This window comes from Agrobacterium sp. 22-223-1, from assembly GCF_053522385.1.
In genome coordinates, this window is record NZ_JBNWCN010000001.1 from 468440 (window position 1) to 486563 (window position 18124).

21 protein-coding genes and 1 pseudogene are annotated in these 18124 nt (G+C 59.4%); 7 read left to right on the forward strand and 15 right to left on the reverse strand.

Annotated features, from left to right (window positions below):
- Positions 1–101 precede the first annotated feature (101 nt).
- From ACQZ60_RS02340 to ACQZ60_RS02410, 15 genes and pseudogenes are all read right to left on the reverse strand, one after another.
- Positions 102–1022: a flagellin N-terminal helical domain-containing protein gene (locus ACQZ60_RS02340; RefSeq protein WP_020810649.1), complete on the reverse strand. Its 921-nt coding sequence runs from the start codon at positions 1020–1022 to the stop codon at positions 102–104.
- Between the two features lie 372 nt (positions 1023–1394).
- The gene (fliP, locus tag ACQZ60_RS02345; RefSeq protein ID WP_059760555.1) at positions 1395–2132 is read right to left on the reverse strand and encodes a flagellar type III secretion system pore protein FliP; all 738 of its coding nucleotides are present in this window, start codon (positions 2130–2132) and stop codon (positions 1395–1397) included.
- Positions 2129–2629 (reverse strand): flagellar basal body-associated FliL family protein, encoded by a 501-nt coding sequence (locus tag ACQZ60_RS02350; protein ID WP_448734691.1) that lies wholly within the window; start codon positions 2627–2629, stop codon positions 2129–2131. The genes fliP and ACQZ60_RS02350 overlap by 4 nt, the downstream gene beginning before the upstream one ends.
- Before the next feature lie 28 nt (positions 2630–2657).
- On the reverse strand, positions 2658–3377 hold the full coding sequence (flgH, locus tag ACQZ60_RS02355; protein WP_020810646.1) for a flagellar basal body L-ring protein FlgH: 720 nt from the start codon (positions 3375–3377) through the stop codon (positions 2658–2660).
- On the reverse strand, positions 3374–3910 hold the full coding sequence (locus tag ACQZ60_RS02360) for a MotE family protein (RefSeq protein WP_004432496.1): 537 nt from the start codon (positions 3908–3910) through the stop codon (positions 3374–3376). Before ACQZ60_RS02360 ends, flgH begins: the two co-directional genes overlap by 4 nt.
- Positions 3907–4962 (reverse strand): annotated as a pseudogene (locus tag ACQZ60_RS02365) (flagellar basal body P-ring protein FlgI); the annotation flags it as partial. The gene ACQZ60_RS02360 and the pseudogene ACQZ60_RS02365, both read right to left, overlap by 4 nt.
- Positions 4963–5024: 62 nt before the next feature.
- Complete coding sequence (gene flgA / locus ACQZ60_RS02370; protein ID WP_059760559.1) at positions 5025–5513, reverse strand: flagellar basal body P-ring formation chaperone FlgA; 489 nt, start codon at positions 5511–5513, stop codon at positions 5025–5027.
- Positions 5514–5533: 20 nt separating this feature from the next.
- Positions 5534–6322 (reverse strand): flagellar basal-body rod protein FlgG, encoded by a 789-nt coding sequence (gene flgG / locus ACQZ60_RS02375; protein ID WP_004432499.1) that lies wholly within the window; start codon positions 6320–6322, stop codon positions 5534–5536.
- An 18-nt stretch (positions 6323–6340) separates the two neighbouring features.
- A complete protein-coding gene (locus ACQZ60_RS02380) occupies positions 6341–6676 on the reverse strand; it encodes a flagellar hook-basal body complex protein FliE (RefSeq protein WP_004432500.1) in 336 nt (111 codons plus the stop codon).
- The gene (flgC, locus tag ACQZ60_RS02385) at positions 6673–7092 is read right to left on the reverse strand and encodes a flagellar basal body rod protein FlgC (RefSeq protein ID WP_020811275.1); all 420 of its coding nucleotides are present in this window, start codon (positions 7090–7092) and stop codon (positions 6673–6675) included. Before flgC ends, ACQZ60_RS02380 begins: the two co-directional genes overlap by 4 nt.
- Positions 7093–7095: 3 nt before the next feature.
- The gene (gene flgB / locus ACQZ60_RS02390; RefSeq protein ID WP_004432502.1) at positions 7096–7488 is read right to left on the reverse strand and encodes a flagellar basal body rod protein FlgB; all 393 of its coding nucleotides are present in this window, start codon (positions 7486–7488) and stop codon (positions 7096–7098) included.
- Positions 7489–7659: 171 nt separating this feature from the next.
- Positions 7660–8184 (reverse strand): hypothetical protein, encoded by a 525-nt coding sequence (locus ACQZ60_RS02395; RefSeq protein ID WP_245289691.1) that lies wholly within the window; start codon positions 8182–8184, stop codon positions 7660–7662.
- A gap of 42 nt (positions 8185–8226) precedes the next feature.
- Complete coding sequence (gene fliI, locus ACQZ60_RS02400; protein WP_020811273.1) at positions 8227–9633, reverse strand: flagellar protein export ATPase FliI; 1407 nt, start codon at positions 9631–9633, stop codon at positions 8227–8229.
- Positions 9634–9644: 11 nt separating this feature from the next.
- Positions 9645–10379 (reverse strand): flagellar basal-body rod protein FlgF, encoded by a 735-nt coding sequence (gene flgF, locus ACQZ60_RS02405; RefSeq protein WP_004432506.1) that lies wholly within the window; start codon positions 10377–10379, stop codon positions 9645–9647.
- Between the two features lies 1 nt (position 10380).
- A complete protein-coding gene (locus ACQZ60_RS02410; protein ID WP_448735308.1) occupies positions 10381–11160 on the reverse strand; it encodes a DUF1217 domain-containing protein in 780 nt (259 codons plus the stop codon).
- A gap of 186 nt (positions 11161–11346) precedes the next feature.
- Between ACQZ60_RS02410 and motA the strand changes: the two genes are divergently transcribed.
- The 7 genes from motA to ACQZ60_RS02445 all read left to right on the forward strand — a co-directional run bounded on the left by motA (position 11347) and on the right by ACQZ60_RS02445 (position 18105).
- On the forward strand, positions 11347–12219 hold the full coding sequence (gene motA / locus ACQZ60_RS02415) for a flagellar motor stator protein MotA (RefSeq protein ID WP_004432509.1): 873 nt from the start codon (positions 11347–11349) through the stop codon (positions 12217–12219).
- A complete protein-coding gene (locus ACQZ60_RS02420) occupies positions 12216–13175 on the forward strand; it encodes a FliM/FliN family flagellar motor switch protein (RefSeq protein ID WP_035263931.1) in 960 nt (319 codons plus the stop codon). The genes motA and ACQZ60_RS02420 overlap by 4 nt, the downstream gene beginning before the upstream one ends.
- Before the next feature lie 64 nt (positions 13176–13239).
- The gene (fliN, locus tag ACQZ60_RS02425) at positions 13240–13779 is read left to right on the forward strand and encodes a flagellar motor switch protein FliN (protein ID WP_035263929.1); all 540 of its coding nucleotides are present in this window, start codon (positions 13240–13242) and stop codon (positions 13777–13779) included.
- 27 nt (positions 13780–13806) lie between these two features.
- Positions 13807–14850, forward strand: coding sequence for a flagellar motor switch protein FliG (gene fliG / locus ACQZ60_RS02430; RefSeq protein ID WP_020811423.1), 1044 nt, complete (start codon positions 13807–13809; stop codon positions 14848–14850).
- A 128-nt stretch (positions 14851–14978) separates the two neighbouring features.
- A complete protein-coding gene (gene flhB, locus ACQZ60_RS02435) occupies positions 14979–16061 on the forward strand; it encodes a flagellar biosynthesis protein FlhB (protein ID WP_004432517.1) in 1083 nt (360 codons plus the stop codon).
- Positions 16062–16066: 5 nt separating this feature from the next.
- Positions 16067–16504 (forward strand): hypothetical protein, encoded by a 438-nt coding sequence (locus tag ACQZ60_RS02440; protein WP_004432518.1) that lies wholly within the window; start codon positions 16067–16069, stop codon positions 16502–16504.
- 308 nt (positions 16505–16812) lie between these two features.
- On the forward strand, positions 16813–18105 hold the full coding sequence (locus ACQZ60_RS02445; protein WP_020811422.1) for a flagellin N-terminal helical domain-containing protein: 1293 nt from the start codon (positions 16813–16815) through the stop codon (positions 18103–18105).
- Positions 18106–18124 lie beyond the last annotated feature (19 nt).

Genomic DNA, 18124 nt, shown 5'->3' on the forward strand with positions numbered 1-18124 from the left:
CCTTTATGCTTTCTGCCCGGATATGCATTTGGTCAGCCCCCGAATGCATGTGGGAAGAAAATGGGTCCCCCAGCCCCGAAGGGCTATGAGAAGTTCAGCTCTTAGCGGAAGAGCGACAGGATGTTCTGCGAGTCGCTGTTGGCGATCGACAGAGCCTGGATTGCCAGCTGCTGCTGCGTCTGCAGAGCCTTCAGCTTGGTAGACTCTTCGTTCATGTCGGCGTCGACGAGGCGGCCAACACCCTTTTCGATGGAGTCGGACAGCTTGTCGGCGAAGTCGGTCTGCAGGTCGATACGTGCAGACAGCGAGCCGAGCTTGGCGCCGGCGCTGGTCATCTTCGTCAGGGCCGTTTCAACGGAGTAAAGAGCGTTGTCCAGGTCATCGGTGCCGACGTTGAGGTCGAGAACGGAGATCTGGGTGTAGGTCTTGGCGCCGACGGTGGTGGTTGCACCGGTAGCGTTCAGGATACCGGAGTTGGCATCGATCGTGCCCGGCGTCGCTTCGGTGTAGAGCATGGACGATGCATCCAGCGCGTAGTCCGTCGTCTTGACGCTGACATTGCCGTTGTCGTCGCGGACGAAGCCGGATACGACCGTCTTGGTGGCGTTGGCGGTGGAAACGAGCCAGTTTTCACCGTTGAACGAAGCGCCCGTGCCGATCGACTTCAGCTGATCGAGAAGCTGGGTAACTTCTTCCTGAATCTTGGTCTTGTCGACGCCTTCTTCCTTTGCGGCAACGACCTTGGCCTTGATCTGGGTGACAACATCGATAGCGGCTTCCATACCGGCAGATGCGGTGTCAACCTTGGCAGCGCCCATGCCCAGTGCGTCAGATACTGCACCGAGAGCCTTGTTGTCGGAACGCATGGTGGTCGCGATCGACCAGTAAGCAGCGTTGTCCGAAGCCGAACCAACCTTCAGGCCGGAAGAAATGCGGTCCTGCGTGGTCGACAGGTCGGAAGCGATGGAACGCAGGGTCGAGAGAGCGGCCATTGCGTTGGTGTTGGTGAGAATGCTTGCCATAATAAATGTGTCCCTTGTTTTTACGAGATACTGGAGTGGGGACATACCGGGTTTGGTATTACCGGTCGCAACGTTTCGGCTTCATGCCACTCGGTTCGGAAATGCTTAGTTTCAGAAACCAAACCCGCTGCGTGTAGAAAGAAATTCGCAGCGAAAAATTGCCCAATTATTAATTTGGTGGCCAAGAAATATTGGAAAATACTTATGGTTACTTTTTGATTTAGTTAAATGGTAATTTTTTTATTTAAAAAGATAGTTACCAAGTCGCCAGAAAAACTGGTAACCAAAGCGTAAAAACGCGCAAAACCCGCGTACCTGGGCACGCGGGGTTAAAAAACAGGGTTAACGGGTGTCAATCAGGCACAGAGGCCGTCAGTTGAACGATCTGACGAGACTGCCGACCAGCAGGTTCCAGCCGTCGATCAGCACGAAGAACAGGATCTTGAACGGCAGCGAAATCGAGGTCGGCGGCAGCATCATCATGCCCATCGCCATCGTGATGGTGGCGACGATCAGATCGATGACCAGAAACGGCAGGATGATGAGAAAACCGATCTCGAAACCGCGCCGGATTTCCGACAGCATGAAGGCCGGAACCAGCACGCGATAATCGACGACATTGTCGGTCATCACTTCCTGGCCTCGCTCGCGGGCGATATCCACGAAAAGCTTCAGATCCTTGTCACGCGTATTGGCGTTCATGAAGGTGCGGAAGGGCTCGGCGATGCGCTGCACGGCCTGCTGTTCGTTGATCTGGTTCTGCAGAAGCGGCTGCACGCCGTCGGTCCAGGCTTTGTCGAAGGTCGGCGACATGACGTAGAAGGTCATGAACATCGCCATCGACAGCAGGATCATGTTGGACGGGGTCGAAGCCAGTCCCATGCCGGATCTGAGGATCGAAAAGGCGATCACGAAGCGCGGAAAGCTCGTGACCATGATCAGGATGCCCGGCGCGACCGAGAGAACCGTCAGCAGGCCGAAGGTGCGGATGATCCATGCCGCAACGGAGCCGTCTATCTGCGTGTTGAACAGATCGGACGGAAATTGCTGGGCACTGGCAAGACCCGGCAAGGCAAGGAGGACGGCGATGGTTACAAGAAATCGAATCATTCGATGACAAAGGTCCGGAACATGACCTTGGATACGCGCCCTTGAGAGCGCAGGTCAACTCGTTCCTGAATGTCATCCTTAAGATATTGAAAGCCGCGCGGCCCTTCCAGCTGCTGAAGGGAAACGGTGCGGACATAGGCCATGATGTCCTGGTGGATATCTTCCGCCAGACCCACCTCGACCGGCCCCTTGAACATCAGCGCCACTTCCAGCCGCACCCAGTTCGTCGAGGGATAGGCGAGGTTGGTGGTGATGGGATCGAGCTGGACGATGCCGTTCGCTTCGGCCGAGATTTTCTCGATCCCTTCTTCCTTTTTCTCGCCGTGTCCGCCGGCGGCAGCCGGGGCATGCGCCTCCGCGCCGGCGATCTTCGGCGCGATCATGCCGCCCACCAGCCAGCCGCCGCCCGCGCCGAGCAGCGTGAGGATCACAACGCCTGCGATGGTCATGACCAGAGGGGAGGATTTTTTCTTGCCCTCAGCCTGTTCGTTTTCCATGGGTCAGTCCCGTTCCCGTGTGCCGAGGTCAGAGCGGCGAGAACAGGTCGACGACCTGTTGCCCGACCGGGGGCTGCTGCACTTCCGTCAGACGTCCGCGACCGCCATAGGAGATGCGCGCTTCGGCGATGCGCTCGTAGGAGATCATGTTCTGTGCATCCACATCCTGCGGCCTGACGATACCGCCGACATTGAGGATGCGGATTTCGTGGTTCACGCGCACTTCCTGCGAACCGCTGATGATGAGGTTGCCGTTTTCCAGAATGCCGGTCACCACGGCGGCCACCAGCAGCGTCAGCTTTTCAGACCGCTTGGTCTTGCCCTTTGCCTGGGTGTCGGTGTCGGAACCGTAATTGATGCTGGAATCGGCCTTCGGGTTCCAGCCGAACACCTGCGCATCCGCCTTCCAGTTCAAACCGCTGGAATTGGTGCGGTTGCGCTCGGTCTCGTTGTCGAAATCGGCCTTGTCGTTGATCTGGATGTTGACGGTCAGGATGTCGCCGATGTTGAGCGCGCGCAGATCCTTGAACAGGGCGCCCTGGCTGTCGCTCCACAGCGAGTAGCCGCTCGCCATATGTTTCGGCTGCTTCGGATACATGCCCATTTGCGGCGTCTGGCTGAATTGCAGGCCGCTGCCGATCGGGCTCATCGCGGGTGCGTTGCCGATTTCCTTCAGGGTCTGGTTGTTCTGGCAGCCGGCAAGCAAGGCGAGCGGCAGGAGGAGGGCCGGAAGACGACGCGTGCTCATGAAGGATCCTTCGAAGTGTTTTTATCGGTTGCCTGCGACATGATGCCGGCGACGACAGCGGCCTTCTGCGCATCCATCTCGCTGAGGATGAGGCCCGATTGGCGCGGGGGCAGCTGCATGATGATGGCGGCCGCTATTTCCACATGCATCTTTTCGAGCTGGGGTGCGGCGGCATCGGCCTTCATCGTCTTGTAGATATCGACGAGATTGCTTTTCGCCTGATTGAGGAAGTGTTCGCGGCGGGCCAGCCAATCCTCATATTCCGCCTTGCGGTCTTCCAGCACGGCAATGCGCTCGTTGACGTCGGACTGCAGCTTTTCCAGCTCCTGCTTTTGCAGCAGATAGCGCTGGTCGCGGGCCGCATCGGCGATGTTGGTGCAGAATTTCTGGATTTCATCCTGCGTGCTGAGTTCCGAAACCACGTTCTGCTGGCTTTCGGCGCCAGCGGCGGGAAGCAGGAAAAGCAGCGAGGCGACGGCCGCGAAGCGGACAAGGCCATTCGGGAAAGCGTTGTTCTTCCGAGTTTCCATCATTGCAGCACAAGCTCCGCCTGAAGGGCGCCGGCGGATTTGATGCCTTGCAGAATGGCGATGATACCGTCCGCCTTGAGCCCGATGCTGTTGAGACCGGCAACCAGCGTGCGAAGGTCAGGCCCTTCGACGATGGCGACCTTGCTGCCTTCCTGCAATGCCATGATATCCGTCTGCGGCTGCACGGCCGTCTGGCCGCGCGAGAAGGGCGCCGGCTGGATGACCTGCGGCGATTCCGTCACCTGCACGGTCAGCGTTCCGTAGCTGACGGCGACGCGGGAAATGCGCACATCCGCGCCGATGACGATCGTGCCGGTGCGCTCGTTGATGACGACCTTGGCCGGCGTATCCGTTTCCACGGTCAGGTTTTCGATTTCCGCCATCAGCCGGGTGAGATCCGCGACACGGGGCTTCTGCACCGCGATTTCCTGCGAATCGCGCGGTTCGGCAATGGGATCGCCATAACGGGCGCGGGCAAAGGCGTTGACGACATCGGCGACGCGCACCGCCGTCGAAAAATCCGGATTGCGCAGCTGAAGGACCAGATTGACCGAATCCTTGAACTTGGACGGCAGCTCCCGCTCGATGATCGCGCCGTTCGGCACGCGGGCGGAGGTGGTGACGCCTTGCGTCAGCGTCGCGGCATCCCCCTGTGCGGAAAAGCCGTTGACGATCAGCGCACCTTGGGCGACCGCGTAAATCTGCCCGTCCGCGCCGGAAAGCGAGGTCATGATGAGCGTGCCGCCGCGCAGCGACGAGGCGTCGCCCAGTGAGCTGACCGTCACGTCGACACGGCTGCCGGGGCTGGCGAAGGGCGGGAGATTGGTCGTCACCATCACGGCGGCGATGTTCTTGGCGTTCGACTGACCGCCCTGCGTGGTGATGCCGAGATTTTGCAGCATCGCGCGCATGGATTGTTCGGTAAACGGCGAGGAGCGCAGGCTGTCGCCCGTGCCCTGCAGGCCGACCACGAGACCGTAACCGATCAGCTGGTTGTCACGCCCCGCCTGCAGCGATGCGATATCCTTGATGCGGGATGTATCCGCGTGGGCTGCCGGAACGGGAAGGAAGGGCTGGGCCGAAAACAGAATGGCCGCGGCCAGGATACGAAGCACTCTCATTTCGCCATCACCTGAATGGTTCCGTCCTTCATGACCGTGCCGTTGACGATGACGCCGGAATCGATGTTGCGCACCCGCACGATTTCGCCGAGCGAGCCGTCGGTCATCGGCGTTCCCGAAGCCATCAGCGTCATATTGCCGATGGTGAAGACGAGTTTGACGCTGGTGCCGCGCACCACCAGCGAGGGTTCGCGCAGGGCGGCAACGGGGATCGTGCGTCCGGGAAGCAGGGTCTGCTTGGAGATCATGCCTTCCACTTCGCTGATATCGCTCGCATAACCCGAGGAAATATTGGGATTGGTCACTTCCACCGGCTTCACCTGTTCGGGCGTGATCGTTTCGCCCGGATAGATCGTGCGGGTGGGAACCAGCGCCATCGGCGCCTGGGCAAGAGCGGGCGTCAGGGCGCCCAGTGAAAAGGCAGACGCAAGGCATATACGGACGAGCGCCGTTCTGCTGCTGCTATGTTTCCGGCCAAACCTCATGTTCGCCTGCCTTTCCGTTCTTACTTCAGGTTCTTGCTGACAATCGAAGCCATTTCGTCAGCGGTGGTGATGACCTTGGAATTCATCTCGTAGGCGCGCTGCGCCGTGATCAGGTCGGTGATTTCCTTGACGGCGTCGACGTTCGAGCCTTCGAGATAGGACTGCTTGATGTAGCCGTAGCTCGGATCGTCAGGCACGCCGATCACCGCGTCGCCGGAGGCCGGCGTCTGGGCGAAGAGGTTGTCGCCGAGCGGCTTCAGGCCGGCTTCGTTGGCAAAGTTGGCGATGGTGAGCTGGCCGAGTTCGGTGAATTCCGTGGCATTGCCGATACGGGCGGTCACCTGTCCCGTGCGGGTAACGGTGATGTCCTGCGCATCGGTCGGGATATTGATGTTCGGAATGACGTTATAGCCATCGATCGTCACCAGATTGCCGTCGGCATTCTTGTTGAAGGCGCCGGCGCGGCTGTAGAGCGTCGAACCGTCCGCCGCCTCGATCTGGAACCAGCCCTGGCCGATGATCGCGACGTCCAGCTTGTTGCCGGTCTCGATCAGGTTGCCCTGGGTGTGGATGTTGCGCACGGCCGAGGTCTGCACGCCGAGGCCGATATTGGCGCCTTCGGGCACGATCGCCTGGTTGGCCCGGTTCGGCACGCCCTGCATGCGCTCGGTCTGGTAAAGAAGATCGGTGAACTCCGCACGCGCGCGCTTGTAACCGGTGGTGTTGATATTGGCGATGTTGTTGGCGATGACTTCCAGATTGGTCTGCTGGGCGTCCATACCGGTGGCAGCGATGGCAAGAGCTCTCATGTCAATATTCCTGCTGGGCTAGATCTGCATCTTGGTAATGTCGAGATAGGCCGACACGATCTTGTCTCGGAGCGCGATGGCGGTCTGCAGCGACTGTTCGGCCGAAAGCATGGCATCGACCACTTCACGTGTATTCGCCTTGCCCTGAATGCCTTCGAAGGAAGCGACTTCCGCCTTCTTCAGATTGTTCATCGCATCCACCGACATATTGCCGAGAACGCTGGCGAAGCTTGCGCCCGTCTGCTGGGCGGGCGTCGTCTGCTCGCTGCCGAAAACGCTTTCCGTCAGTGAGGAAATGCCGCTTGCACCGCGGGTGAGCGAAAGGGAACTGACTTGCTTGATACCGTCGATCATTGCGATGCCTTCAGAAGGTCGATTGTGGAGGCGACGAGGTCGCGTGTCTGGCGGATGACCTGAAGATTGGCGTCGTAGCTGCGGTTTGCTTCGCGCATGTCCGCCATTTCGATCAGGATGTTGACGTTCGGCATCTTCACCATGCCGTTGCTGTCGGCGGCCGGATTGCCGGGATCGTATTCGTTGATGAAATCGCCACGGTCGACGCCGAGCTTCTTCACCGTCACGCGCTCCACGCCGCTGACACGGTCGAGCTCGGAACCGAAAGTGATGGTCTTGCGGCGATAGGGGTCGGCGCCGGGGGTGTCGCCGGTCGATCTGGCGTTGGCGATGTTTTCGGAGACGATGCGCAGTCGTGTGGACTGCACTTCCAGGCCGCTGCCGGCAATCTTGCTCGCCGCACTCAAGGGATCCATGGCTTACCTCTTAACCGTCATCAGCATCATGCGATGGAAGGATTTGACGAGATTGGCGTTCAGCTCGTACTGCCGCTTGATCTCGCCGGTCTTGGTCATTTCTTCCGCAAGCGCGACCGAATTGCCCGATTCCTGCATGCCGATCTCGTTATTGACCGGGTTGTCGCGCACCGCGATATTGTCGCTGAGGGTGCTCTCGCCGAAGTGGGCAGGGTTGGTCCTCGCCATGCCGACCTGCTGGCTGGTGGCCTGCATGACCGCTTCGAAAGGGCTGACATCCTTGGCGCGGAACTTGGGTGTGTTGGCGTTGGCGATGTTGGTCGCCACGACTTCCTGCCGCACGCTCAGCCATTCCGCTTGGCGGGATGCCAGATCGAACAGTTGAATCGGTTGCATAGACTTCTCCATCTCGTATGGCCCGAACCTACGGGGCTAATCTTGCGTCAGACTTGCGGGGAGGGGAGAAGGCGCGGAACGGCGCAAGACGCGGATATGGATGCGGCCTGCCCAAACAAAAAAAGGCGCGCCGGCAGATGCGGCGCGCCTTTCGAACCAGAGAAAAATATTCTATTTTTCAGGACGATAGGTTTTCCCGGAAGACGTCTCTATCAGCCACTCGCCATTGCGCTGTTCGATCTTCGTCAGCAACGCATTGTCCGGCAGGGTAGAGCCGACCCTCACCATATACATGCCCGAACCGTCCTCGATCAGGGCGCGCCCGTTGGAAACATGCAGCAGACGGAAGGAGGTCTGGCCGGGGAAGGGCTGGTCCTCGATCCCGGCTGCCAGATTGTTCTGTTTTTCCTTGCCGCCTGCGTTCACGGTCGCCGTCGTCAGCATGTCGGGCAGATCCGCCGGCGGCGGGGTATCTTCCTTGTTGCGGTTGGTCATGGCCATCGGCGAAACGCTGAAGACCTCCCGCGGGCCGGTATGGGGCAGATCGCGGGTGCGGTCGCCGCCCGCCACCTTCATGCCGAATTTTTCTTCGTTGAAAAATACGTACCAGGGGAAAAAGGCTGCTGCAGCCGCAAGCCCGATGCCCGTCCATGCGAGAATACGGTCAGGCGTAAAGAAAACGGGCCTAGGCAGCACGTCTTCATCGTGGCTAGTGTCGTTCCGCTTCTTGTTCACGGGTCAGCCTCTCATTCTCGGGTTTACCTGGGGCTGGCCATTCTGTGCTCCCCCGCGCAATGCGGTCGCCAGATCGGCATAGGCATCCTGCGCCGCCGGTTCGCTCGGCAGCTGTTTCAGCGTTTCATAGATGATCGGAACCTGCTTCACCGCCATGTCGAGATCAGGATCGGTGCCGGGCCGATAACCGCCGATGAGGCGAAGATCGCGCGTTTCCTCGAAGCGATGCACCAGCGCCTTGAGGCGCGACACCAGCTTTTCCTGATCCGGTGTCCAGGCCTTCTTGGCGAGACGCGAGATCGAGGCGAGCGGGTTGATCGGCGGGTAACGGCCTTCTTCGGCAAGGCTGCGGTCCAGCACGATATGGCCATCGAGAATACCGCGCGTCGAATCGGCAATCGGGTCGTTGTGATTGTCGCCATCCACCAGAATGGAGACGATGGCGGTGATGGTGCCGGTGCCTTCCGCGCCCGGTCCCGCCCGCTCCAGAAGGCGCGGCAGTTCGGTGAAGACCGAGGCCGGATAGCCGCGCGCCACCGGAGGCTCTCCCGAAGCGACCGCCACTTCGCGGATCGCATGGGCAAAGCGCGTCACGCTGTCGATGATGAGAAGGACATTGTCGCCCTGATCGCGAAAATGTTCGGCGATGGTGACGGCGGAAAGCGGGGCCATCTTGCGCAGCATCGGGCTTTCATCGCTCGTCGCGACGACGGCGATGGACTTGCTCATATTCTCGCCCATCGTGTCTTCGATGAATTCGCGCACTTCACGACCGCGTTCGCCGACAAGAGCAATCACCACCTTGTCGAAGGCGTCTGCCTTGGCGAGCATCGACAGCAGCGTGGATTTGCCCACACCGGAACCGGCAAAAATGCCGAGGCGCTGGCCGAGGCAAAGCGGCGAGAAGATATCGATTGCCCGCACACCGGTCTTGAAAGGCGTTTCCACCCTTTTGCGCGTCATCGAGGGCGGCGCATTGTTGGAAATCGAACGGCGCTCGATGCCGGAGGCCAGAGGGCCTTGGCCGTCGATGGGTTCGCCGAGCGCGTTGATGGTGCGTCCGCACCAGCTGTCGTCGGGCGAGACGCGGAAGGCGCCCTTGCGGATGACGGTGTCGTGAATGCCGATCGGCTCGCCGGGCTCGATGGGGCAGACATAGCAGATGTCCGGTTCCACGCGCACGACTTCGCCGAGATGAATGCCGGTCGCGCTGCGATGGGCGACGAACTCTCCGAGCCGCACATGCCGTGACAGGCCGGAAACCGTATAGTGCCCGGCGGCGATGGTGCGGACATGCCCGCCATGCGCCACCGAAAACTCCGGATCGGCATAATGCCCGGCAAGGCTGGCCAGCTGTGCGAGCTTCGGTGAAATGGCGTCAGCCGAGAGCATGGATTCCGGCATTGTCATTACTCAGTTCCTCAACGCGCGCCGCCAAGCGTCTTGATGCCTTCGCCGAAGGTCGATTCGGTATCGCGCATCAGCGAGGAGATGCTTTCAAAGGCGCGGTTGACCTGGATGAGCTGGGTCATCTGGGAAATGCCGTTGACGTTGGACTGTTCGAGATAACCCTGAACGACGCCGACTTCATGATTGTTGACCACCGGAACCGGCTGGGCCACCGGCTTCACACCGCTATTGGGATGACGCAGGAACCCTTGCGAGAAATCCGCCTGGAAGATGCCGAGGGTAGCGACGATGTTTTCGTTCTGCCGGATGGCGCCGTCGAGGCCGACGGTGATCGGGCCGCCATTCGGATTGAGCTGGATCGGACCGCCGCCGGCATCGAGAACGGGATAACCGTTCGAGGAGATGAGCGCGCCGTCCGGACGCATGGTGAAACGGCCGTCGCGGGTCAGAATCTGGCCGTCGGGCGTATCCAGCGAAAACCAGGCGTCGCCCTTGATGGCGAAATCGAAGGAATTGCCGGTCTGCTCGAAAGCGCCCTGACGGGTGGAAAGATAGTCGTTGCCCTGCGAAACGAAGGCCACCCGGGCATTCATGTCATTGTGGTTCTTGGCGACCATTTCGTCGAATTTCACTTCGGAGCCGCGGAAGCCGACCGTGTTCACATTCGCCATATTGTCGGAAATGGTGGTGAGACGGCGCTCCAGCGCGATCTGCGAGGACAGGGCGACGTATAGTCCGGATTGCATATCATTTGCCTCCGAGTTTCAGGGAGTTGATGGAGATCAGCAGGTCGGGGGAAATGCCGTAGCCGCTGGAGGAGCCGAAAACGGCGAGAGGGTCATAGGTCGTCGAGGGGTTTTGCATTTCCCACATGATGGTGAAACGCTCGAGCAGCTTGCCGACCTTTTCGGGATCCTGCAGATCCTTGATATCGATGGTTTTTTCGATGAGCGCCGCCTGTTTGTCGACATCGGCGGCGGCAAATTCGTCGGGAAGGTTGTAGGCCGTGCGAAACACCTGCGCGAGCGCATCGTCCGCCAGAAAGTCGAGGCCGGATGTAATGGTTGACGCCTTGCGTTCGAAATAAAGGGCAAGCCGGACGCCGTTATTGTCGTCGCCCGCTTCCTGTTCCAGCGTCTGGCGGGTGTATTTGCCGATGACGCCCGATTTGGCGGCGTCGGTGGCGGTCGCCGCCGCCCCCAGGCCGGCAAAATCCAGCGACTTCGCAAAATCCGCATAGCGGCTGTCGGAGAGCTTGTTGGCGAAGGCGTCCTTGTCCGAGGTGCCTTCCGTCAGCACCTTGCGGATGAAGGCCTTCGCATAGGCCATGTCCTCGAGCCCGTGGGCTTTCAGCGCGTAATTGTAAAGGCGCGTATCGGCCATGAAGTCGTCGATGGATTTCACATCGCCGATCTTCGCGCGATAATATTCGGTCTCGCGCGCCACGTCGGGCTGCTCCGACACCCGCTCAAGCGATTTGCCGATATCCTGACTGATCAGTCTGTAGCTGGTGTAGGTGGAAGTCACTGAACCGCCGCTCTCGTTTGATCCCGATCTCAAGGCGCACGTCCGCCTTTGCCGGCATAGTGCCGTGGCTTGCTTGTGCGAAACTGGCTGGAGGCGGCAGCGCGGGAGAGGCTTTGCGGACAGGTTCACGCAAGCCACATTTTTTAGACATGGCGGCATGGAACACTGTTCGGGCGTGGTCGATCAATGAATATTGTAATTGGACTTATAATCACCTTCGGCTGCATCATCGGCGGCTATATGGCGATGGGCGGTCATCTGGACGTGCTGATTCAGCCGTTCGAATTGATGATCATCGGCGGCGCCGGTCTCGGCGGCTTCATCATGGCGAACCCCATGAAGGTCGTGAAGGACTCGGGCAAGGCGCTCGGCGAGGCCTTCAAGCATTCGGTCCCGAAGGAGCGAAACTATCTCGACGTGCTCGGCGTGCTTTATTCGCTGATGCGCGATCTGCGCACGAAATCGCGCAACGAGATCGAGGCCCATATCGACAATCCGGAAGAATCCTCGATCTTCCAGAGCGCGCCCTCGGTTCTGAAAAACAAGGAACTGACCTCGTTCATCTGTGACTATGTCCGCCTCATCATCATCGGCAACGCCCGCAGCCACGAAATCGAGGCGCTGATGGATGAGGAAATCGAGACCATCCTGAACGACAAGCTGAAACCCTATCACGCGATCACCACCATGGGCGATTCTTTCCCCGCCATCGGTATCGTCGCGGCGGTTCTCGGCGTCATCAAGGCCATGGGCAAGATCAACGAATCGCCGGAAGTGCTGGGCGGCCTGATCGGCGCCGCACTCGTCGGCACCATGCTCGGCATCATCCTGTCCTATTCGATCTGCAACCCGCTGGCGTCGCAGGTCAAGATCGTCCGCACCAAGCAGCACCGCCTCTACATCATCGTCAAGCAGACGCTGATCGCCTACATGAACGGCTCGGTGCCGCAGGTCGCGCTCGAATATGGCCGCAAGACCATCTCCAACTACGAGCGGCCGTCGATTGACGCCGTCGAACAGGAGATGATGAACCCCGGCGGCGAAAACAAGGCGGCATGACGATGGCAAAAGCTGCAGCGCAACAAGCACCCGCCATCGACACCGCCCTGCTTGCAAAATTGACGGGAGGGTTGTCAGACCGCAAGACGATCGCCAAGATCGGTTCCGATATCGGCCATCTCTACAGCGAATTCCTGCCTGATATCTTCCACAGCGAGACCGGCATCGCGATCGACGTCGAATATGTGGGTTCCGAATCGGGACTGATGACCGACCTGATCGCCAATGTCGGGCGCAATGTCGCGGTTGCCGATTGTTCCCTGCGCAACTGGTGCCCCAATTTCATGATGACGGTCGGCAACGGCTTCGTCATCGCGCTCATGGAGCGCATGCTGGGCGCGTCGCCGGACATGATCGGCGAACCGGACGAGCGCAGCCTGTCCCATATCGAGCTCGACCTCGCGGCCATGGTTCTTGGCCGCATCGCGGGTGTCCTGCGCTCCGGTGTCAATGCGCCGGGCGGTTTTGAGGCGGCCATCGATCCGCCTTTCAATTCCAACGGTAAAAGCGCCTTCGACGAGATGATCGCCGGCCTTTACGGCGTGACCATCCGCCTGAAGATCGATATCGGCAAGGTATCGTCGGAATTCTCGCTGATCGTGCCGCAGCGACCCCTGCTCAAGACTTCCATCGTTGCCCCCAAGGCTTCAGCCCAGGCGCTGAAGAAGCAGGAGGAATGGATGGAGATGATTTCAGAGCAGGTGAAGCGATCGCAGGTAACGCTCGAGGCGCGCATCAAGCTCGAAACGCTGACGCTGCGGACGATCTCGAAGCTGGTGGCCGGCGATGTCATTCCGTTCCAGTCTCTGAAGCAGGACGATATCGGTGTCGAGGTCAGCGCCAACGGTTCCAAGCTCTATAATTGCGAATTCGGCAAGTCCGGCGACCGCTACATGGTTCGGGTGAAGAACAATGTCAGCACGGACGACGAGATCTTACGACATTTGATGGGTTAAAATCCTGCCCGGCCTTCGGGGATTTGGGCAGGCTGACGCAAGTTTCAAAGGGAATAATCAGCGCATGGCTACGAAGAAAACACCTGTGACCGATGATGCGGCGCTGCCGTCGTTTGAAGACGGCGGCGACCTCGACCAGGCTATCGGCGATCTGCGTGGCGTCCTCAAGACGGATGCGGAAGGTTCGCTCTCCGATTTCGGCGACTTCGGCGATTTCGGAAGCACGGACGAGGTTTCGACGGATACCGACCTTTCCGCTTTCGGTGGCGGAACGGCCGATTTTGGGATGGATGATTTTGCTGCCGCCCCGCAGGTTGCGGGCGTGAAGGCGCCGCTTGGCAGCGGATTGTCCGAAAACATGGAAATGATCATGGACATCCCGATCGATGTCCAGATCGTTCTCGGCACCAGCAGAATGCTCGTTTCGGGGCTGATGAGCCTTGAAGAAGGAGCGACGATCGCACTCGACCGCAAGATCGGCGAGCCGGTCGAAATCATGGTGAATGGCCGCCGTATTGCGCGCGGTGAAATAACGGTTCTGGAAGACGACGATACGCGCTTCGGCGTAAAATTGATTGAAGTACTGAGTACGCGAAAAGCCTGATCCCTGTGGGGACGGAGAGGAAAGACCATGATGGACTTCGAGGATTTCGGTAACCCCCTGGCAGGGAAACCGTTGTCTCAGGCCGACAAGGCGGCCGCGGTGCTTCTTGCCATGGGCAAGGGCGTCGCCGGCAAGCTGCTCAAATTTTTCACGCAGCACGAATTGCAGATGATCATTTCCTCGGCCCAGACCCTGCGCGTCATTCCTCCCGATGAGCTTGCCCAGATCGTAGCCGAGTTCGAGGACCTGTTCACCGAAGGAACGGGTCTGATGGACAATGCCAAGGCAATCGAGAGCATTCTCGAAGAGGGCCTCACCCCTGAAGAGGTGGACAGCCTTCTCGGCCGCCGCGCCGCCTTCCAGGCCTATGAAGCATCGATCTGGGACCGCCTGCAGGAAGCCGAGCCGGAATTCGTCGGCAAGTTCCTGCTGCGCGAACATCCGCAGACCATCGCTTATATTCTCTCCATGCTGCCCTCGTCCTTCGGTGCGAAGGTTCTCCTGACCATTCCGGAAGAGCAGCGCGCCGATATCATGAACCGCACCGTCAACATGAAGGAAGTCAGCCCCACGGCTGCCCAGATCATCGAGAAGCGTGTGGTCAACCTCATCAACGAAATCGAAGCCGAGCGCAATGCCGGCGGTTCCACGAAGGTTGCCGATCTGATGAACGAACTGGACAAGCCGCAGGTCGATACGCTGCTCAGCTCGCTCGAGACGCTCAGCAAGGAAGCCGCAAACAAGGTCAAGCCGAAGATCTTCCTCTTCGACGACCTCATGTTCATGCCGCAGCGCAGCCGCGTCCTGCTGCTCAACGATGTTTCGGCCGATGTTCTGACGATGGCGCTGCGCGGCGCCACGATGGAAATCAAGGAATGCGTGCTCTCCAGCATCAGCCCGCGCCAGCGCCGCATGATCGAATCGGACCTTGCGGTGCCGCAGGCCTCGATCAACACCCGCGAAGTGGCGATCGCACGCCGCGCCGTCGCGCAGGAAGCGATCCGGCTCGCCAATTCCGGCCAGATCCAGCTGAAGGAAGCCTCCGCGGAGGAACAACCGGCCGCCGCTTGAGCGGAAGCCGGTTGATAACCCGCCCTTACGGCGGAAGCGGCCATTGCGATGGCCGGTCACGGACGCTAGTTTCGGGAATGACGGCCTGCCGGGATCGGCGGGCCTTTTTTTGATCCCGGGGACGTGCCTTGGCAGACGATCAGGACAAGGACAGTAAAACAGAAGCCCCGACGGAGAAAAAACTCCGCGATGCGGCGGAAAAGGGCAATCTTCCCTTTTCCCGCGAAGTGCCGATCTTTGCCTCGTCGCTTGCCTTTTATTGTTACCTGGTTTTCTTCCTGCCCGATGGCGCCGGTCGTCTTGGCGTCACATTGAAGGACCTGTTCGGCCAGCCGGAACAGTGGGACCTCAGCACCCGGCCGGATGCCCTGTCGCTATTGTATTTTCTCGGCACCTCGATGGCCTATCTGCTCATGCCGGCGATGATCATGTTCATCGTCTTCGGGCTTGCCTCGTCGTTTTTCCAGAACCTGCCGTCGCCGGTGCTTGAGCGGGTGCGTCCGCAATGGTCGCGCGTCTCGCCGGCGAAGGGCTTCACGCGCATCTACAGCAAGCAGGGTTTCGTTGAATTCGGCAAATCCGTATTCAAGATCATGATCGTCTCGGTCATCATGTTCCTTGCCCTGCGTGGCGATTTTTACAGCCTCATCGATCTGATGTTTTCCGATCCGCAGGTGATTTTCGTCCGGGTGGTCGAGATCGTCAAAAAGATGATGGTCGTGATTCTGCTTTCGACCGCGCTGCTTGCCGCCGTCGACGTTTTGTGGACGCGCCATCACTGGTTCAGCCAGCTGAAAATGACGAAGCATGAGGTGAAGGAAGAATACAAGCAGTCGCAGGGCGACCCCGTGGTCAAATCCCGCCAGCGCTCCATCGCCCGCGACCGTGCCCGCCGCCGCATGATCAACAATGTGCCGCGCGCCACACTTGTCATCGCCAACCCGACACACTTTGCGGTGGCGCTGCGTTATGTTCGCGAAGAAGGCGACGCACCTGTTGTCGTCGCCAAGGGTCAGGACCTTATCGCATTGAAAATCCGCGAAATTGCGGAAGAAAACAATATCCCCGTTTTTGAAGACCCGCCGCTTGCACGCTCCATGTTTGCGCAAGTCTCGGTAGATAGTGTGATTCCACCAGTCTTTTACAAGGCTGTGGCTGAGCTCGTTCACCGGGTTTACGCCATGAAGTCATCGAAAATACGGGTTCAATAAAACCAATGAAAAAATCCGCCTATTCCGAACAGCGGGAAATGATCGTCGCAGAGGCGATCAACCCGATCGCCACCGAACTTCGATTGTTAGACCCGGCCGACCTGATTTCGCTGCTCCGATTCGAGTGCTACGGCAGTATCGCTGACCTCGTTTCGTCGGCTGCGGAGCTTTATTATCATCCCGGAACGATCAATTTCGGCGCCGGCGGCGAATATAAGCTCGAATGGGAAGGCGCGCCGGAGATCGTCCTCGATCTCGAACTGAAGCCGAAGGGCGCCACGGTCTATGCGCGATTGACGCTCGCCAACGAACATGCGGCGATCGAGATCAATCACGTCTCGTTTCAGAACCCTTCCGAAAATCCGGACGAGAACACCGAGTTTCTTCGTCAAAGCCTGACGGCTGCCCGATTCGTGCCCACCCGTCAGGGCGAAGCGGCTTAACCGGATCACCCGCTCCCCATTTCCGTCATGTCCGTTGCGCGCGCCGAAATCGCGGGCGCAACGGCCTCGTTCCGGTGCGTTTTAACCCGAGCTTGCCTGAAGCCTGCCGGTTTATGCGAAACCCGGCTGCGAAAGCGAGGAACGCCTTGCAAATCAGTCTCGTTGTTTGTTACCTATCGCATTAACGATTTGTTAACGAACGGCAGGTCGCGGTGGTCGGTTCAGGCCATTGCCGATGCGCATGATGCCCCTGCTCGTTGTCGGCACAGCGCCGGATTTTTTCTTAAATTTTGAGTTGGGTGGACCCCATGACCAGCATTTTGACCAATGCGGCGGCAATGGCCGCGCTGCAAACCCTGCGGATGATCGACAAGAATCTGGAAACGACGCAGGCGCGCGTGTCCTCCGGCTATCGTGTCGAGACTGCGGCGGACAACGCGGCCTACTGGTCCATTGCAACGACGATGCGCTCCGACAATAATGCGCTTTCGGCCGTGCAGGATGCTTTGGGTTTGGGTGCGGCCAAGGTCGATACCGCCTATGACGCGCTTGAAAGCACGATCGAGGTCGTCAAGCAGATCAAGGCCAAGCTCGTCGCCGCCTATGGCGTGGGCGCCGACCGCAGCAAGATTCAGGATGAAATCAAGCAGCTTCAGGAACAGCTGAAGAGCATCTCCGAATCGGCCTCCTTCTCGGGTGAAAACTGGTTGCAGGCCAGTATCAGCAACGGTGGCACGCCGCCGGTTGAAGAATCGATCACCAAAAAGGTCGTTGCATCCTTCACCCGCACTGGCTCGGGCAATGTCGGGGTCACCACCGTTGACTACACGCTCGACAGCAGCACTGTGCTTTTCGACCTCAGTGGCGGAAAGCTCGGTATTCTCGACAAGAACGCCGTTTTCGTCAGCAAGACGGAATATGAAGTCACCCAGACGTCGACGACCGCCGGCACGGCGACGGAGGCGGGTTTTGTCGTACCGAAGCTCACCGACGCAGAAATCGGCGCGCTGAATGCCGCGACGACGGATACGAATACGGATCCGAATGTCTATAGCGACGGCACCGCCAATTATCTCCGCCTTGCCGAAAATGTGTGGGTCAAGGTGACGGGGACGGATCCGTCGAGCGGCGGCACCACCGTTTCTCCCGCCTATCGCGACACCAGCAGCAATGACTGGTTTTACGATACCAGCAGCGGAGCGGCTTCCGCCGATCGTTCCCTCGGCTTTTCCGTCTCCACCCTCGATCTCGGCAATCTCGATATCGTTGCCGCGGCCATGGGCGGTTTTGCCGGCGGCGGCACGACCTATACCGACGCAGACGCCATCGACATGATGATGTCCTTCGTCGACGGGCAGCTTGAGGCGATGACCAGCACGGCTTCCAGCCTGGGTTCGCTGCAGAGCCGCATCAGCATGCAGGACAACTTCGTTTCCAGCCTGATGGATGTGATCGACAAGGGCATCGGCCGTCTCGTCGATGCCGACATGAACGAGGAATCGACCAGGCTGAAGGCGCTGCAAACGCAGCAGCAGCTCGGCATCCAGGCGCTCTCCATCGCCAACGCCAATGCGGAAAATATCCTCCAGCTCTTCAAGTAACGGGTCTGGCCGGCGTGGG